This is a genomic window from Rhizobium mulingense (assembly GCF_029194105.1).
GTDB lineage: Bacteria > Pseudomonadota > Alphaproteobacteria > Rhizobiales > Rhizobiaceae > Rhizobium > Rhizobium mulingense.
Window position 1 is genome coordinate 173642 of the sequence record NZ_JARFVE010000012.1, and the last position, 17167, is coordinate 190808.

Consider the following 17167-nt stretch of genomic DNA (forward strand, 5'->3'; position numbering starts at 1 on the left):
GCTTTCACTCATGGGGCAACCACTTGGCGCGATGACAGGGAGGATGGCCTTTGCCGGCTATCCTCTTTCGGCGCTCGCCGCCATATGAGAGAGTTCGTCCCAGAGGCTTTCGGCGAAGCTGCGCAGGACCGTGAGTTCGAAGCTGTCATCGCCGGTGCGGGCGATCTGCACGGAGATATGGCCGACCATCGTCATCGCCGAACTGCCTCTCGCAAAAACGGCGGGATCGAGATCGACGGCAGTGCCCTTTGATAGAAGCACGCGCGAAGACGGGCCGGAGATTCCGATGCGGACGCGCCCGTGGCTCTGGTCCGTGACGAAGGCTTTACCGGCAAGTGCTGCCGCAAGAGCGTCAAGACCGGCCAGCGCAAGCGGTTCGTCGCCGGCGACGAACCATTGGCGGAAGCCGGCCTGACGGATCGAACTCTTGACAAGGCCTACTTTTGCCAGTTCGCCGGCAAGTGCGGCCGGCTCGATCGCGCCGAGCACGTGCAGCAGATGGCCTTCCGGCAAGGCTTCCAGCCGGAGGCCGGATCCTGCCATGCCGCTATATCTGGCGCCGGCGAGAACCGGCCGGTGCAGGGGAAGATCAGGCATGGAGCTTCTCGTTTTCAGGGTCGACAAAGACGGGATGGCAGAGCACCGCCTCGATGTATTCATTGTGCAGCCCGTTCCAGACTGTCACCTTCTCCCCGACGCGCTCCGGCCCGCGCTTGACGAGCGCCAGGCCGATCTTATGGCCGAGCGTCGGCGAAAAGGCGCTTGACGTGACGTAGCCCTGATCGTTTTCGAGCGTCGCCGCAGCGCCCTCGGCAAGAATATGCGAACCGGTGCGGAAGGTGCTTGCCGGATTGAGCGGCTTGACGCCGATCAGACGCGGACGCTCGGGATCTTGCAGGCCCTCACGGGCGAGCATCGCCATGCCGATGAAATCCGGCTTGGTGGAGGAAACCATGCGGCCGAAACCGAGATCGCCTGGGGTGACCGTGCCGTTAATCTCGGCATGGGTGACGTGGCCCTTTTCGATGCGCAAGACGCCGAGCGCTTCGGCGCCATAGGCGCAGATGCCGTGTTCTTCCCCGGCTGCCATGATGGCGTCGGCAACGCTCTCGCCGTAGCCGGCCGGCACGGCAAGCTCGTAGGCGAGTTCGCCGGAGAAGGAGATGCGGAAGAGCCGGCCTTCGAGATGGCCGTCGAACAGCGAAACCTTGCGGGCGCTCATGAAGGGGAAGGCCGCGTCGGAGATGTCCTCATCGACGATCTCGGCGAGGATGGTGCGGGACTTCGGCCCGGCAACGGCCATCTGCGCCCATTGATCGGTCGAGGAGGCGAAGCAGACGTCGAGCTCCGGCCAGAGCGCCTGGGCGCAGAATTCGAGATGGGTCAGCACGCCGGCGGCAAGCGCCGTCGTCGTCGTCATGAAGAAATGCTCGTCGCTGAAGCGGCTGGTGGTGCCGTCGTCATAGATGAAGCCGTCCTCGCGCAGCATGATGCCGTAGCGCGCCTTGCCGACGGCAAGCTTGGCAAAGCCGTTGCAATAGACCCGGTCGAGGAAGGCCGCGGCGTCGCGGCCGAAGATTTCGATCTTGCCGAGGGTCGAGACGTCGCAGAGACCGGCATTTTTCCGGATGTTCAGCACTTCGCGGTCGACGCTTTCGCGCCACGTCATTTCGCCGGCGCGCGGGAACCACGCGGAGCGATACCAGAGGCCGGTTTCGACGAAGACCGCGCCATTCTTTTTCGCCCAGCCGTGCAACGGCGATTTGTGCGCCGGCTGGAAATCTTTGCCGCGCGACGGCCCGGTCAGAGCGCCGAAAGAGACCGGCGTATAGAAAGGCCGGAAGGTCGTCGTTCCCACTTCGGCGGGCGAAACGCCGCGTGCCTCGGCAAGGATGCCGATGGCGTTGATGTTGGAAAGCTTGCCCTGGTCGGTCGCCATGCCGCTGGTGGTATAACGCTTGGCAAGCTCGACATGGCCGTAACCTTCGCGAACGGCAAGGCCAAGGTCCTTGAGATGCACGTCGTTCTGGTAATCGACGAAAGCCTTGCCCTTCGACCCTTTGACCGACCAGAGCGGCTTCGTGCGCTGAGCCGTCTCGGTGGCTGAGGCAAAGGCCGGTTCCGCTGCAAAGCCGATTGCCTTCAATGCGGCGGCAGCCTTTTCCGCGCCATCGCCGAGGCAGGCTGCAATCTGCGCGAGGCCGGCAGCCGAGCCGGCAACGGCAAGACCATCCTGCGCAGCCGGCGCCAGAAACGCCGCGGCCTCGTGCGACCATTGGGGTTTACCGCCGCGATGGCAGGCAAGATGGATGATCGGGCTCCAGCCCCCCGACATGGCAAGTGCATCGGCTTCGATGCGGCGAATGCCGTCTTCGCTCTGGATGTTGACGCCACGCAGGCGCTTGCCGCCGAACGCATCGATCACCCGGGCGCCCGTCAGCACCTGGGCGCGGCCCTGCCAGCTTTCGGCCGTCTCCGCCCGGCTGTCGACGATCGCCGCAACGGCGAGGCCGGCGGCTTCGAGGTCGGCGGCGGTGCGGTAACCGGCATCGTTGGTGGTGAAGATCACCGTACTTGTGCCCGGCGCCACCGCCTGCCGGTTGAGATAGCTGCGCATGGCGCCCGCCATCATCACGCCGGGAATATCGTTGCCGCCGAAGACGAGCGGCCGCTCCTCGGCTCCTGTCGCCAGGATCGCCTGGCGCGCGACGATGCGCCACAAGCGTTCGACCGGGCGGGCCGGATCGGGCAGCGCCATATGCTTCTGCACACGTTCGACGGCGCCGAAGACATTGTCGTCGTACCAGCCGAAGACGGTCGTGCGCGGCAGGCGGCGGACATTTTCCAGCCCCTCGAGTTCGGTCAGCAGCTCGCCGACGAAGGTGTCGGCCGGCTTGCCCTCGATCGTGCCGCTCTCGGACAGCAGGCTGCCCCCGAGTTCGGCGCCTTCGTCGGCGAGGATGACGCGGGCGCCGGCGCGGCCGGCGGTGAGCGCCGCGGCAAGGCCGGCGGAGCCGGCGCCGATCACCAGCAGGTCGCAATGCGCCCAGCATTTCTCGTAAATATCGGGATCAGCCTCATAGCCGGCTCTGCCGAGGCCCGCCGCCTTGCGGATCACCGGCTCGTAGAGTTTTTCCCAGAACGCCGCAGGCCACATGAAGGTCTTGTAGTAGAAACCGGCGCCGAGGAAGGGCGAGAGCAGGCCGTTGACGGCGCCGATATCGAAGTCGAGCGAGGGCCAGCGGTTCTGGCTTTTTGCCGTCAGCCCCTCGTAGAGCTCGATCATGGTCGCGCGCGTATTCGGTTCGGTGCGCCCGCCGCTGCCTGTCGTCACCAGCGCGTTCGGTTCGGCCGCACCCGCCGTCAGGATGCCGCGTGGGCGGTGATATTTGAAGCTGCGGCCGACGAACTGGATGCCATTGGCAAGCAGCGCGGAGGCGAGCGTATCGCCCGGATGGCCTTCCAGCGCATTGCCGTCGAAACTGAAGCCGAGTGTCATGGCGCGGTCGATGCGACCGCCGGAGGAAAGACGGAAGCTCGTCATGCCGGTTCTCCGCCGAGCTTTGAAAGGGCGGCATCCCTGACGCGATGGACCTTATGGGTGGCGGTATCGCGTTCGACGATCAGCCAGCGGCGGCAACCGGCGGAATGGTGCCAATATTCGCTGTGGCGGCCGCGCGGATTGTCGCGCAGATAGACATATTTGAACCAGGCATCCGCACCGGCATCCGGCGCCGGCCTGACAAGGCTCGCATCGCCGCGGATCGAGAATTCCTCCTTCGGCCGGGCGCCGCAATGAGGACAGGAAATCAGGCTCGCCATGTTGAGTGTCCTCAGTGCAGATTGGGCTGGGCGCCGACGCCCTTTTCGTCGATCGGATAGCCGCGGGCGAAACGGTCGAGCCGGAAGGCGCGGGCCGTCTGATGCGGCGTGTTGCGGGCGATCAGATGGGCGTAGCAGAAGCCGGAGGCGGGCGTTGCTTTGAAGCCGCCGTAACACCAGCCGGCGTTGAGATAGAGATTGTCGATATGGGTGCGGTCGATGATCGGCGAGCCGTCCATGCTCATGTCCATGACCCCGCCCCAGGAACGCAGGAAACGCACCCGCGACAGCGAAGGGATCATCGCCACGCCAGCTTCGGCGACATGCTCGACGGTCGCCAGATTGCCGCGCTGGGCATAGGAATTATAGCCGTCGATATCGCCACCGAAGACAAGGCCGCCCTTGTCCGATTGGGACACATAAAAATGTCCGGCGCCGAAGGTGACGACATTATCAATGAAGGGTTTCAGCCCTTCGGAGACGAAGGCCTGCAGCACATGGCTGTCGATCGGCAGGCGAAGGCCGGCCATATCGGCAACGGTGGTGGAATTGCCGGCCGCCGCCAGCGCCAGCTTGCCGCAGCCGATGAAGCCCCTGCTGGTCTCGACGCCGGTGACCTGACCGTTTTCAGTGCGGATGCCGGTGACCTCGCACTGGGTGATGATGTCGACGCCGCGGCTGTCGGCGCCGCGCGCATAACCCCAGGCGACGGCATCGTGGCGCACCGTGCCGCCGCGCGGGTGGAACAACCCGCCCATGACGGGGAAACGCGCATTGTCGAAATCGAGGAAGGGCAGCCTCTTACGCACCGCCTGCCGGTCGAGAAGCTCGGCGTCGACGCCGTGCAGCCGCATGGCGTTGCCGCGGCGCGTATAGGCGTCGCGCTGCGCATCGGAATGGAAGAGGTTGAGCACGCCGCGCTGGGAGACCATGGCATTGAAGTTGAAGTCCTGCTCCAACCCTTCCCAGAGCTTCATCGACAGTTCGTAGAAGGGATTATTGCCGGCAAGCAGGTAGTTTGAGCGGATGATCGTGGTGTTCCGGCCGATATTGCCGGAGCCAAGATAGCCCTTTTCGAGCACGGCGACATTGGTGACGCCGAATTCCTTGGCGAGGTAATAGGCAGTGGCAAGGCCATGCCCGCCACCGCCGACGATGACGACATCGTAATGCGGCTTCGGCGCCGGGTCACGCCAGGCGGGCGTCCAGGCTTTGTTGCCGCGAAGGCCGTTGAGGAAAATCGAAAGAGCGGAATAGCGCATGGGTCAATCCGAAAAGAACGGGCGCATGATGCCAGAAAGGCCGGGATCGACTTGCGCGATAGGGACTTGAATGGTTAGAAAAGAGACATGTCCTCCTCCGATAATCGAAACGTTCAGGAGATCGGTTTCATCCTGATCCCGGGATTCGCGCTGATGTCCTATGCCTCGGCGACCGAGCCGTTACGCGCGGCAAACCTTCTGGCTGGCCGCGAGATCTATCGTCTGTCGATCTTCTCCCCGGATGGCGCGCCGGCGCTCTCTTCCTCGGGCGTCAGTGTGCCCGCCGAACCTCTTCCTGCCCGGGGCTCCGGGCCCGGCACCGCCTTCGTCTGCGCCGGCGGCTCGCCGCGGGACTGGCGTTATCCCGGCGTGCTTGCCTGCCTCAGGCAGCTATCACGCGAGGGTGTGCGGATCGGCGGCATTTCCGGTGGTCCCTATCTGATGGCGGCCGCCGGTCTGCTTGAGGGCCGCGACTTCACCATCCACTGGGAGCATGCGGCCGCCCTTCTCGAGGCCTTCCCGGATCTCACACCGCGCCAGGCGCGCTTCATGATCGACGGCAACCGCATCACCTGCGGCGGCGGCATCGCCCCGCTCGACATGATGCATGTGCTGATCGCCGAACGGATGGGACCGGATTTTGCCCGCCGCGTCAGCGACTGGTATCTTCACACGGAGGTCAACGAGCCGGCAGCCCCGCAGCGCGCCTCGCTTGCCGAACGCTACGGCGTCCACCACCCCGGCCTGCTCACTGTTCTCGAGCGGATGGAAGAGACGATCGAGATGCCGCTCGACCGCGCCGCCATGGCGCGTATCGCCGGTGTCACTCCCCGTCACCTTGATCGGCTTTTTTCAGGCCAGCTCGGCACGACCTTTCTCGACCAATATCATAGGATCAGGCTTCAGCATGCCCATCGCCTGCTGAAGCAGAGCCCGCTTTCCATCTCGGAAATCGCGGTCGCCACTGGGTTTTCCAGTTTGAGCCATTTTTCCCGCATGTTCCGCACCGCCTATGGCATGGCTCCCAGTGAGGCGCGGCGGGATTGAGTTTTCTTCAAGGTTGAGGATATTTCACTACCACGATAGGATTGCCTTCATACAAAAGAGAAGGCGGCAGCGGAAAAACGATGAAATCCAACCATGAAGCGGAAAAGCAACCGGAACCGGCGCATGGCGGACGCGCTCCTTTTTCGCAGGATCCGCACGCTGTCCGGGAACCGAAAGAGAACAACCTCGAAATGGCGATCGGCCATGAGGTGCGGGCCTACCGCAAGAAACTCGGCATCACGGTCACTGATCTCGCGGCCGCCACCGGCATTTCGCTCGGCATGCTCTCGAAGATCGAGAACGGCAACATCTCGCCTTCGCTGACGACCCTGCAATCGCTGTCGCGGGCGCTCGGCGTTCCGCTGACGGCCTTTTTTCGCCGCTACGAAGAGCCGCGCAATGCCGTCTTCGTCAAGGCGGGGCAGGGCGTCGAGCTGGAACGGCGCGGCACGCGGGCCGGCCACCAATATAACCTGCTCGGCCATATCGACAACAACACCAGCGGCGTCATCGTCGAGCCCTACCTGATCACACTGACGGCCGATTCGGATGTTTTCCCGACCTTCCAGCATGAGGGCATGGAGTTTCTATACATGCTCGAAGGCGAGGTCATCTACCGCCACGGCGACCAGCTTTTCCAGATGCAGCCGGGCGACAGCCTGTTCTTCGACGCCGATGCGCCGCATGGGCCGGAGCAACTGGTAAAACTGCCCAGCAGGTACCTCTCGATCATCAGCTATCCCCAGCAGAATTCGCGTGGCTGACTTGCCTCAGAAGAAAAGTTTATTCCTGCCAGTTGAAGTCCTCAGGCAGACCTGCTAGTCCTTTCTCAACATGAAAGGAGGCACAGGCTATGTGCGGCATTGTTGGATTGTTCCTCAAGGACAAGAGCCTTGAGCCTCAGCTGGGAAACCTGCTCTCGGATATGCTGATCACCATGACCGATCGCGGACCGGACTCGGCCGGTATCGCGATCTATGGCGGCTCCGCAGAGGGCAAGGCGAAAATCACTATCCAGTCCAGCAATCCAGAGGCGGACTTTGAAGGCCTCGCCGTTGATCTCGAGAAAGCCGGCATCAAGGCCCATGTGTGGATCAAGAGCACGCATGCGGTCATTGAGCTTGATGCCTCCAAGCTTGGAGCAGTACGCGAGGCGCTCGAACGGATCCGCCCGGCTGTCCGCCTCATGGGCTCCGGCGAAAGCGTCGAAATCTACAAGGAAATCGGCCTTCCAAAGGACGTCGTGAAACGGTTCGACGTCCGTGCCATGAGCGGCACCCACGGCATCGGCCATACCCGCATGGCGACGGAATCCGCGGTCACCACGCTCGGCGCCCATCCGTTCTCGACCGGCGTCGACCAATGCCTGGTGCACAACGGCTCGCTGTCCAACCACAACAATCTGCGCCGCCAACTCATCCGCGAAGGCATGACCTTCGAAACGCAGAACGATTCCGAAGTCGCCGCCGCCTATCTGACTGCCGAAATGGCCAAGGGTAAAGATCTCGGCGAGGCGCTGACCGGCGCCCTCGACGATCTCGACGGTTTCTTCACCTTCGTCGTCGGCACCAAGTCCGGCTTCGGCGTGGTGCGCGACCCGATCGCCTGCAAGCCCGCCGTCATGGCCGAGACCGACCAATATGTCGCCTTCGGCTCGGAATACCGCGCGCTGGTCAACCTTCCCGGCATCGAGAATGCCCGTGTCTGGGAGCCGGAGCCGGCGACCGTTTATTTCTGGGATCACGACAAGGCCGCCTGAGGGGCGCCTGACAGCAGGAGGCGGCTGAAACCGTCTCCCAGACAAACGAGGATTCCAACGAGGATTCAATGCCCATATTCGACCTTTCCAACACCCCGCTTCGCGAGTTGAACAGCGCGCTGCACGCCCTTTCCGAAGGCGCTAACGACACTGAATTCGAAGTCATCAACCCGCGCGGCAGCCATGCCGTCGCCGTCGGCATCGATCGCCCCGTCACGGTCGCCGTCAGAGGATCGGTCGGGTATTACTGCGCCGGCATGAATGACGGCGGGAGGGTTACGGTTCATGGGTCCGCTGGTCCGGGCGTTGCCGAAAACATGATGTCCGGCACCGTCGTCATCGAAGGCGACGCCAGCCAGTATGCCGGCGCCACCGGCCGGGGCGGCCTGCTCGTCATCAAGGGCAACGCGGCGTCGCGCTGCGGCATTTCGATGAAGGGCATCGACATCGTCGTTCACGGCAGCATCGGCCATATGTCGGCTTTCATGGGCCAGTCCGGCCATCTCGTCGTGCTCGGCGACGCCGGCGATGCGCTGGGGGATTCGCTCTACGAAGCCAAGCTGTTCGTCCGCGGTGAGGTGAAGAGCCTCGGCTCCGATTGCATCGAGAAAGAGATGCGGCCGGAGCATCTGGACAAGCTTGCCGAGTTGCTCAAGCAGGCAGGGGTGACGGACGTCAGGGCCGAAGAATTCAAGCGCTACGGCTCGGCCCGCAAGCTCTACAATTTCAACATCGACAACGCCGACGCGTATTGAGGCGAGGGACACTCATGAGCTATCACAACCCCTATACCCCGCCACGCAAGTCCGCGACCTTCGACGACTATACGCTCGCCGAAATCCGCCGCGCGGCGGCGACCGGGATCTATGACATCCGCGGCGCCGGCACCAAGCGCAAGGTTCCGCATTTCGACGACCTCTTGTTTCTCGGCGCTTCGATCTCGCGCTATCCGCTCGAAGGCTATCGCGAGAAGTGCGACACGACGGTGGTGCTCGGCTCGCGTTTCGCCAAGAAGCCGATCACGCTCAAGACGCCGATCACCATTGCCGGCATGAGCTTCGGCGCGCTTTCCGGCAATGCCAAGGAAGCGCTCGGCCGCGGCGCGACGATATCAGGCACCTCGACCACGACAGGCGACGGCGGCATGACGGACGAGGAGCGCGGCCATTCGCAGACGCTGGTCTACCAATATCTGCCGTCGCGCTACGGCATGAACCCGAAGGACCTGCGCCGCGCCGACGCAATCGAAGTCGTGGTCGGCCAGGGCGCCAAGCCCGGCGGCGGCGGCATGCTGCTCGGCCAGAAAATCTCCGACCGCGTCGCCGATATGCGCAACCTGCCGAAGGGTATCGACCAGCGCTCGGCCTGCCGCCATCCCGACTGGACCGGCCCCGACGATCTTGAAATCAAGATCATGGAGCTGCGCGAGATCACCGATTGGGAAAAGCCGATCTACGTCAAGATCGGCGGCGCGCGTCCCTATTACGATACCGCCCTTGCCGTGAAGGCCGGCGCCGACGTCGTCGTGCTCGACGGCATGCAGGGCGGCACCGCGGCCACCCAGGACGTCTTCATCGAGAATGTCGGCATGCCGACACTTGCCTGCATTCGCCCGGCCGTCCAAGCGCTGCAGGAACTCGGCATGCATCGGAAGGTGCAGCTGATCGTTTCGGGCGGCATCCGTTCCGGCGCCGACGTCGCCAAGGCGCTGGCGCTCGGCGCCGATGCAGTCGCGATCGGCACGGCGGCACTTGTCGCCATCGGCGACAACGATCCGCACTGGGAAGAGGAATATCAGAAACTCGGCACGACAGCCGGCGCCTATGACGACTGGCATGAAGGCAAGGATCCGGCCGGGATCACCACCCAGGATCCGGAGCTCGCAAAGCGCCTCGACCCGGTTGCGGCCGGCCGCCGCCTTGCCAACTACCTCAAGGTGATGACGCTCGAGGCGCAGACGATCGCGCGGGCCTGCGGCAAGAACCATCTGCACAACCTCGAGCCGGAAGACCTCGTCGCACTGACGATCGAGGCATCGGCCATGGCGCAAGTGCCGCTGGCCGGCACCAACTGGATCCCCGGCAAAGGGGGCTTTTGATTTCTACCGGCCGGGCAACGTCCCGGCCGTTCCATATCCATAACCAAGGTGTCTCCAGGAAATCCAAAGGGGAACGAGAATGACACTGGACCTTGCTGCTTTTGCCAGAGACAAGGGCATCAAATATTTCATGATCAGCTACACCGACCTGTTCGGCGGCCAACGCGCCAAGCTAGTCCCCGCCGAAGCCATTGCAGATATGCAGAAAGATGGCGCCGGCTTTGCAGGTTTTGCAACGTGGCTCGATCTGACGCCGGCCCATCCGGATTTGTTTGCGGTTCCCGATCCTTTGTCAGTCATCCAATTGCCCTGGAAGAAAGACGTCGCATGGGTCGCCGCCGACTGCGTCATGGACGATCGGCCTGTCGAACAGGCGCCGCGTGTGGTGCTGAAAAGACTGGTGGCTGAAGCTGCGAAGGAAGGGCTCCGGGTGAAGACCGGCGTGGAGCCCGAATTCTTTCTCATCTCTTCTGATGGTTCGGTGATTTCAGACCAGTTCGATACCGCCGAGAAGCCTTGCTACGACCAGCAGGCCGTGATGCGTCGGTATGATGTGATCGCCGAGATCTGCGACTACATGCTGGAGCTCGGCTGGAAGCCCTATCAGAACGATCACGAGGATGCGAACGGCCAGTTCGAGATGAACTGGGAATATGACGATGTCCTGAAGACTGCGGATAAGCACTCTTTCTTCAAGTTCATGGTCAAGTCGGTCGCCGAAAAGCACGGCCTTCGCGCTACCTTCATGCCGAAGCCCTTCAAGGGCCTGACCGGAAACGGTTGCCATGCGCACATCTCGGTCTGGGACGTCGACGGCAGGGTAAACGCCTTCGCGGACAGGGAAATGGCTTTTGGGCTCTCGGCTCAGGGGAAAACCTTTCTCGGCGGCATCATGAAGCACGCCTCCGCGCTGGCCGCGATCACCAATCCAACGGTCAATTCCTACAAGCGCATCAACGCGCCGCGCACCACATCGGGCGCCACCTGGTCGCCAAACACCGTGACGTGGACGGGCAACAACCGCACTCATATGGTGCGCGTGCCGGGGCCGGGACGGTTCGAGCTACGCCTGCCGGACGGCGCGGTCAATCCATACCTCTTGCAGGCGATCATCATCGCGGCCGGCCTCGATGGCATCCGCAGCCAGGCAGACCCCGGCCAGCACTACGATATCGATATGTATGCCGAGGGGCACTTGGTGGAGGACGCGCCGCGCCTGCCGCTCAACCTGCTGGATGCGCTGCGCGCCTTTGATGCCGACGAAGGCTTGAAGGCGGCAATCGGGGCTGAGTTTTCCTCCGCCTATCTCAAGCTCAAGCACCTGGAATGGAATGCCTACTGCTCGCATTTCACCCAGTGGGAACGCGATAGCACGCTCGATATCTGAGCAGCCGGACCGATGTCTTCGCCATGCCGGGTTGGAAAGCTCGGCATGACCGGACTCTTGCACCTGAAAGGGCGAAGGAAGAGACAGCATGAAGAGCCTCGTACTTACGGTATCCTGCAAATCGACGCGCGGCATCGTTGCGGCGATTTCGAGCTATCTGGCCGAGAAGGGCTGCAACATCGTCGACAGCTCGCAGTTCGACGATCTCGATACCGGCAAGTTCTTCATGCGCGTCAGCTTCATTTCGGAAGAAGGTCTGTCCGGCCCCGAGATCAGCGCCGATTTTTCCGCCGTCGCCGCACCCTTCGAGATGGACTATGATTTCCACGACAGCGAAAGCCGCATGAAGGTGCTGCTGATGGTGTCGCGCTTCGGCCATTGTCTCAACGACCTGCTCTACCGCTGGAAGATCGGCGCGCTGCCGATCGAGATCGTCGGCGTCGTCTCCAACCATTTCGATTACCAGAAGGTCGTCGTCAATCACGACATCCCCTTCCACCACATCAAGGTGACCAAGGAGAACAAGCCGCAGGCCGAAGCCCAGCTGGTCGAGCTCGTCAACCAGACCGGCACCGAGCTGATCGTGCTGGCCCGCTACATGCAGGTTCTCTCCGACCAGCTCTGCAAGCAGATGTCGGGCAAGATCATCAACATCCACCATTCCTTCCTGCCCTCCTTCAAGGGCGCCAACCCTTACAAGCAGGCCTATGAGCGCGGCGTCAAACTGATCGGCGCGACCGCCCATTACGTCACCGCCGACCTCGACGAAGGCCCGATCATCGAGCAGGACACGGCCCGCATCACCCACGCCCAGAGTGCCGACGACTATGTCTCGATCGGCCGCGACGTCGAAAGCCAGGTGCTGGCGCGGGCCATTCACGCCCATATCCATCACCGCACCTTCATCAACGGCAACCGAACCGTCGTCTTCCCGGCAAGCCCCGGAAGCTACGCCTCCGAACGCATGGGGTGAGAGATGGCCGAGGTCATCGACGGCAAGAACGTAGCTGCATCAGTCATTCAGACGGTCAAGAGTGCGACGGCGGCGCTGGAAAAGGTAAGCGGCGTCACCACCGGCCTGGCCGTCATCATCGTCGGCGACGATCCGGCAAGCCACGCCTATGTCGGCTCCAAGGGCCGCATGGCCAAGGAATGCGGTTTCAAGTCCGTCCAGCACACGCTGCCGGCCGAGACCAGGCAGGAGGAGCTGGCAGCGCTCGTATCCGACCATCCACGGCATCCTGGTGCAGCTGCCCCTGCCGAAGCCGCTCGCCAGCGAGCCGATCATCCAGTCGATCCTGCCGGAAAAGGATGTCGATGGCTTGAGCGTCGTCAACGCCGGCAAGCTCGCCACCGGCGACCTGAAGACCGGACTGGTCTCCTGCACGCCGGCCGGCGCAATGGTCTTCGTCCGCCGCACCCATGGCGAGGATCTCTCGGGCCTCAATGCCGTCGTCATCGGCCGCTCCAACCTGTTCGGCAAGCCGATGGCGCAATTGTTGCTCAACGCCAATGCGACGGTGACAATGGCCCATTCGAGAACCAAGAACCTCGCCGAGGTCTGCCGCAATGCCGATATTCTGGTGACCGCCGTCGGCCGGCCGGAGATGGTCAAGGCCGATTGGGTCAAGCCGGGTGCGACGGTCATCGATGTCGGCATTAACCGCATACCGGCTCCTGAGAAGGGCGTGGGCAAGACCCGGCTGGTCGGCGACGTCGCCTTCGCCGAGGTCTCCAAGGTTGCCAGCACCATCACCCCGGTTCCCGGCGGGGTCGGGCCGACGACCATCGCCATGCTGATGGCCAATACGGTCATCGCCGCCCACCGGGCCGTAGGGCAGACGCCGCCGAAGTTTTGAGTGGAATGCCGCCTGGCGGGCTTGCCATGGCGCGAAAGATTTATATAGTCAGGAAATAAATATTCCGTAGAGGAAATAAGAGGGAACGGAAATGGCTCTATCATGGCGTTTCTCCGCCTTGGCGGATCGGCATCGCGCTCTGGGATCGAAGCTCGAAGACTGGAGCGGCATGGGAACCGCTTGGACCTACGAGAAGGACATGTCGGAAGAGCATGTCGCGGTCCGCACCAAGGCCGGCATCATGGACGTCTCGGGGCTGAAGAAGGTGCACCTGGTCGGCCCGCACGCCATCGCCGTCCTCGACTACATCACCACCCGCGACCTGACGAAGATCTATCCCGGCCGCTCGGTCTACGCGACCATGCTGAACGACCGCGGCCAGTTCACCGACGATTGCATCGTCTATCGCACCGGCCCGAATTCCTGGATGCTCGTGCATGGCTCCGGCTCCGGCCACGAGGAAGTCGTCAAACAGGCGGCGGGCCGCAATTGCGCGGTGCTCTTCGACGACGACCTGCACGACCTGTCGCTGCAGGGTCCGCTGGCGGTCGATTACCTCGCCAAATATGTGCCCGGCATCCGCGACCTCAAATATTTCCACCACATGCAGACGACGCTGTTCGGCGCGCCCGTGATGATCTCGCGCACCGGCTATACCGGCGAGCGCGGCTACGAGATCTTCGTGCGCGGCCAGGACGCCGTTATGGTCTGGGACAGGATCGTCTGGGAAGGCAAGGAGATGGGCATCATCCCCTGCTGCTTCTCGGTCCTCGACATGCTGCGCGTCGAAAGCTACCTTCTGTTCTACCCCTACGACAATTCGCAAATGTATCCCTTCGCCGATCAGCCGCCCGGCGACAGTCTCTGGGAACTCGGCCTCGACTTCACCGTCAGCCCCGGCAAGACGGGCTTCCGCGGCGCCGAGGAACATGCCCGTCTCAAGGGCAAGGAGCGCTTCAAGATCTTCGGCATGCTGATCGACGCCGACCGACCGGCCAATCTCGGCGACGAGGTCTTTGCCGGCGACAAGAAGGTCGGAGTCATCACCTGCCCGAGCTATTCCTCACTGACGAGGAAATCCATGGCGATCGCCCGCCTCGATGTTGACAAGGCGGTGCACGGGACAAAACTCGAAGTCCGCGGCAAGATCGTCAAGGCAGCCGCCACCGCCCATACGCTTCCCTTCGACGATCCGGAAAAGAAGAAGCGGACGGCCGTAGGTTAAGGAGCACGCCAATGCTCGTCGCGGGCATCAAGAGCCGACCAGTCTATAAGGGCCTGACCATCCAGCCGCGCGCCCGGCGGCACATTTTCGCACTCGAAGGGGAGGGCGCCAAGGCTCTCCTCGATCAGCAGCCGGCGCTTGACGAAACGGCTCTTTCCCGCAGCGAGATCCTCTATGTCGCCCGCGGTTCTCAAGGGTCCGGCCTCGACGAGACGCTGCGCCGGCTCGGCGCCGACATGTTCTTCACGGCGCCGACGATCGCAACGCTGCTCTTCCGGTTGAAGGGATCCCTCGCCACGGCCCATATGGGCACTCGGCTTTATATCTCCGGCACGGAGGGCTTCATCGGCCAGGCGATGCTCGTGGCGCTTGACTACGGCATGGACCACCCCTCCATCATCACCGAGCATCGCGGCTCGCTGGCCAGGCGGGTGCAATGCGTCCATTGCAAGGGCATCACGGACGACGTCACCACCAGCCCCTTCGCCTGCAGCCATTGCGGGCTGACGCTTCTCGTCCGCGATCACTATTCGCGGCGACTCGCCGCATTCCAGGGCGTCAACATCGACGCGGAAGAGCCCGGCAGCGCGCCTCAGCCAAAGGAGTTGTTCCTTTGAGCGGCGGCACTGAAATTCCCGTGCGCGTAGCGCGGATCACCCCGATCGCTGAGCGCGTCAAGCGTTTCCGCTTCGAGCGTTTGGATGGCGGGCCGATGCCCTATTTTTCCGGCGGCGCCCATATTGTCGTCTCGATGAACGATTGCGGCCATATGCGCCGCAACGCCTATTCGCTGATGTCTCCCCCGCACGACTGCGCGGCCTACGAAATCAGCGTGCTGCATGTCGAGGATTCGCGCGGCGGCTCCACCTTCATGCATGAGAAGGTCAGCGAAGGCGACGAGCTGAAGGTCAGCTATCCCGTCAACCTCTTCCAGCCCGACTGGCGCGGGCGCAAGCATCTTCTGATCGCCGGCGGCATTGGCATTACCCCTTTCATTGCGATGATGGAGCAGTTTTCCCGCGAGGGCGCCGCCTTCGAGCTGCATTATGCCATCCGAACGCGCGACCGCGGCGCCTACTGGCGGGAACTCCTGGAGCGCTACGGTCCGCATCGCATCAAGCTCTATTGCGACGCCGAAGGCGGCGCCATCCCGCTGACACGCCTGCTCGACTGCCAGCCGCTCGGCACGCATCTTTATGTCTGCGGCCCCTCCGGCATGATCGACGGCGTGATGAATGCGGGGCTCGATGCCGGCTGGCCGGAGCAGAACCTGCATTCGGAACGGTTTCTTTCCTCTCTGCCCGGGAAGCCATTCACGATTGAGCTTCTACGCTCCGGCAAGACCGTGAAGGTCGGCCATCACGAAAGCATGCTGGAGGCGATCGAGGCGGCCGGCGTCGACGCCCCCTTCCTCTGTCGCGGCGGCGCCTGCGGTCAATGCGAAACGGCGGTCGCCGTCTGCGAGGGCAAACTGCTGCACAACGACGTCTATCTGACAAGCGAAGAAAAGGCATCCGGCAGCAAGGTGATGATCTGTGTTTCCCGCTTCGAGGGAAACACGCTGCATCTTGATCTCTGACGGCATCGAAAAAGGAGACCGGACATGGCAATCGCCTTCAAGCAAGAAACATTCCGGGACGATTTCAGCTACCGGAACAGCCCTGGGAATATCCGTCGTTTCCCGTTTCCCTTCGACCGCGACGAATACATGTATTCGGTCAACATGGAACCGCATGTGCGCGGCCGGGCGGGAACCGTCTACGAAAACCTGATCGATGTCGACGAGCATTACGTCGCCGAGATGCAGGATCGGGCCCTGGTGCTGAAGGAAGATCCGCTGCGCTACCAGGCGCTGCCGCACATGATGAGCGCGCAATGGGATACGCTCGAGCTTTTGATGGAAGAGCAAGCGGCGGGCTACCCCGACCATTTCACGCTGATCCGCAACGGCGACCAGTGGCGCTGGATCAACCGGCCGCTCGGCGTCGACGACAGCTTCACCTTCGGCGATACCTCGACGCTGCCCTATGAGCCCTTCGAATATATCACCCGCCAGGCCCAGGGCGATTTCTGCATCGTCGATCAGCGCGACGGCAATCTGTGGATGGATGCCGGCATGGTGACAACACAGGCCGACTGGTCGCTCGATTTCGACATCGGCATGAACTTCATGGAATGGCACGGGCCGGTGCCGCTGGCCCATCAGATCGGCATCTTCGACCGGGCGCTGAAATTCCTTCTGAACCTGCAGCAGGGCAAGCCGACACGGCGCTTCAACTGGACGATGACGATCAATCCGCGGCTCGACACCAGCCCGGAGAATTATCACAAATGGGGGCCCGACCGCACGACGGTGACGCCGGAGAATGTCGGCGAGAAGGTGCATCTGCGGGTTGAGCTGCAAAGCCTCTGGCGCCTGCCGCGCTCCAACGCCATCCTCTTCGTCATCCGCTGCTACCTGATGAACATGGAAGAACTCGTCACCGTGCCGAAATGGGCGCGGCGCTTCCCGCGGGTGCTGAAGACGCTGCCGCCGGAGCTCATCGACTACAAGGGACTCACCCGTTACCGCGAGACGACAATCGACTGGCTTTCCAGATACGACGACGGGGCTCCGACCAGCCCGGGTATTTATCCGGACTGAGAGAATTACCGTAATACGTTGAATTTCTGGATTATCCGTCTTCGATTTCAGGTCGAGGAGTTAT

15 protein-coding genes and 1 pseudogene are annotated in these 17167 nt (G+C 62.8%); 12 read left to right on the forward strand and 4 right to left on the reverse strand.

Annotated elements, in window-relative coordinates:
• Positions 1-57: 57 nt before the first annotated feature.
• The 4 genes from PYR71_RS24445 to PYR71_RS24460 are packed head-to-tail and all read right to left on the reverse strand — an operon-like array spanning position 58 to position 5084.
• On the reverse strand, positions 58-597 hold the full coding sequence (locus PYR71_RS24445) for a sarcosine oxidase subunit gamma family protein (RefSeq protein ID WP_275621180.1): 540 nt from the start codon (positions 595-597) through the stop codon (positions 58-60).
• Positions 590-3544, reverse strand: coding sequence for a sarcosine oxidase subunit alpha family protein (locus PYR71_RS24450; RefSeq protein WP_275621181.1), 2955 nt, complete (start codon positions 3542-3544; stop codon positions 590-592). Before PYR71_RS24450 ends, PYR71_RS24445 begins: the two co-directional genes overlap by 8 nt.
• Positions 3541-3822 (reverse strand): sarcosine oxidase subunit delta, encoded by a 282-nt coding sequence (locus PYR71_RS24455; RefSeq protein WP_275621182.1) that lies wholly within the window; start codon positions 3820-3822, stop codon positions 3541-3543. The genes PYR71_RS24450 and PYR71_RS24455 overlap by 4 nt, the downstream gene beginning before the upstream one ends.
• 11 nt (positions 3823-3833) lie before the next feature.
• Positions 3834-5084 (reverse strand): sarcosine oxidase subunit beta family protein, encoded by a 1251-nt coding sequence (locus PYR71_RS24460; RefSeq protein WP_275621183.1) that lies wholly within the window; start codon positions 5082-5084, stop codon positions 3834-3836.
• Between the two features lie 87 nt (positions 5085-5171).
• Here PYR71_RS24460 and PYR71_RS24465 point away from each other — a divergent pair, with 87 nt between their 5' ends.
• From PYR71_RS24465 to PYR71_RS24520, 12 genes and pseudogenes are all read left to right on the forward strand, one after another.
• Positions 5172-6131 (forward strand): GlxA family transcriptional regulator, encoded by a 960-nt coding sequence (locus PYR71_RS24465; RefSeq protein ID WP_275621184.1) that lies wholly within the window; start codon positions 5172-5174, stop codon positions 6129-6131.
• Between the two features lie 80 nt (positions 6132-6211).
• Positions 6212-6895, forward strand: coding sequence for a helix-turn-helix domain-containing protein (locus PYR71_RS24470; RefSeq protein WP_275621185.1), 684 nt, complete (start codon positions 6212-6214; stop codon positions 6893-6895).
• 89 nt (positions 6896-6984) lie between these two features.
• Positions 6985-7890, forward strand: coding sequence for a class II glutamine amidotransferase (locus PYR71_RS24475; RefSeq protein WP_275621186.1), 906 nt, complete (start codon positions 6985-6987; stop codon positions 7888-7890).
• A 68-nt stretch (positions 7891-7958) separates the two neighbouring features.
• Entirely contained in the window at positions 7959-8645 is a 687-nt protein-coding gene (locus PYR71_RS24480; RefSeq protein WP_275621187.1) for a GXGXG domain-containing protein, read from the forward strand.
• Positions 8646-8659: 14 nt separating this feature from the next.
• Positions 8660-9988, forward strand: a complete 1329-nt coding sequence (locus PYR71_RS24485; protein ID WP_275621188.1) for an FMN-binding glutamate synthase family protein — start codon at positions 8660-8662, stop codon at positions 9986-9988.
• A 79-nt stretch (positions 9989-10067) separates the two neighbouring features.
• Positions 10068-11375 (forward strand): type III glutamate--ammonia ligase, encoded by a 1308-nt coding sequence (gene glnT / locus PYR71_RS24490; RefSeq protein WP_275621189.1) that lies wholly within the window; start codon positions 10068-10070, stop codon positions 11373-11375.
• Positions 11376-11463: 88 nt separating this feature from the next.
• Positions 11464-12348, forward strand: coding sequence for a formyltetrahydrofolate deformylase (gene purU, locus PYR71_RS24495; protein WP_275621190.1), 885 nt, complete (start codon positions 11464-11466; stop codon positions 12346-12348).
• Between the two features lie 3 nt (positions 12349-12351).
• Positions 12352-13234 (forward strand): annotated as a pseudogene (locus PYR71_RS24500) (bifunctional methylenetetrahydrofolate dehydrogenase/methenyltetrahydrofolate cyclohydrolase).
• A 91-nt stretch (positions 13235-13325) separates the two neighbouring features.
• On the forward strand, positions 13326-14459 hold the full coding sequence (locus PYR71_RS24505; protein WP_275621191.1) for an aminomethyl transferase family protein: 1134 nt from the start codon (positions 13326-13328) through the stop codon (positions 14457-14459).
• Positions 14460-14470: 11 nt separating this feature from the next.
• The gene (locus tag PYR71_RS24510; RefSeq protein ID WP_275621192.1) at positions 14471-15076 is read left to right on the forward strand and encodes a dimethylamine monooxygenase subunit DmmA family protein; all 606 of its coding nucleotides are present in this window, start codon (positions 14471-14473) and stop codon (positions 15074-15076) included.
• Positions 15073-16038: a PDR/VanB family oxidoreductase gene (locus tag PYR71_RS24515; RefSeq protein WP_275621193.1), complete on the forward strand. Its 966-nt coding sequence runs from the start codon at positions 15073-15075 to the stop codon at positions 16036-16038. Before PYR71_RS24510 ends, PYR71_RS24515 begins: the two co-directional genes overlap by 4 nt.
• Before the next feature lie 24 nt (positions 16039-16062).
• A complete protein-coding gene (locus PYR71_RS24520) occupies positions 16063-17103 on the forward strand; it encodes a heme-dependent oxidative N-demethylase family protein (RefSeq protein WP_275621194.1) in 1041 nt (346 codons plus the stop codon).
• The last annotated feature ends 64 nt before the right edge of the window (positions 17104-17167 follow it).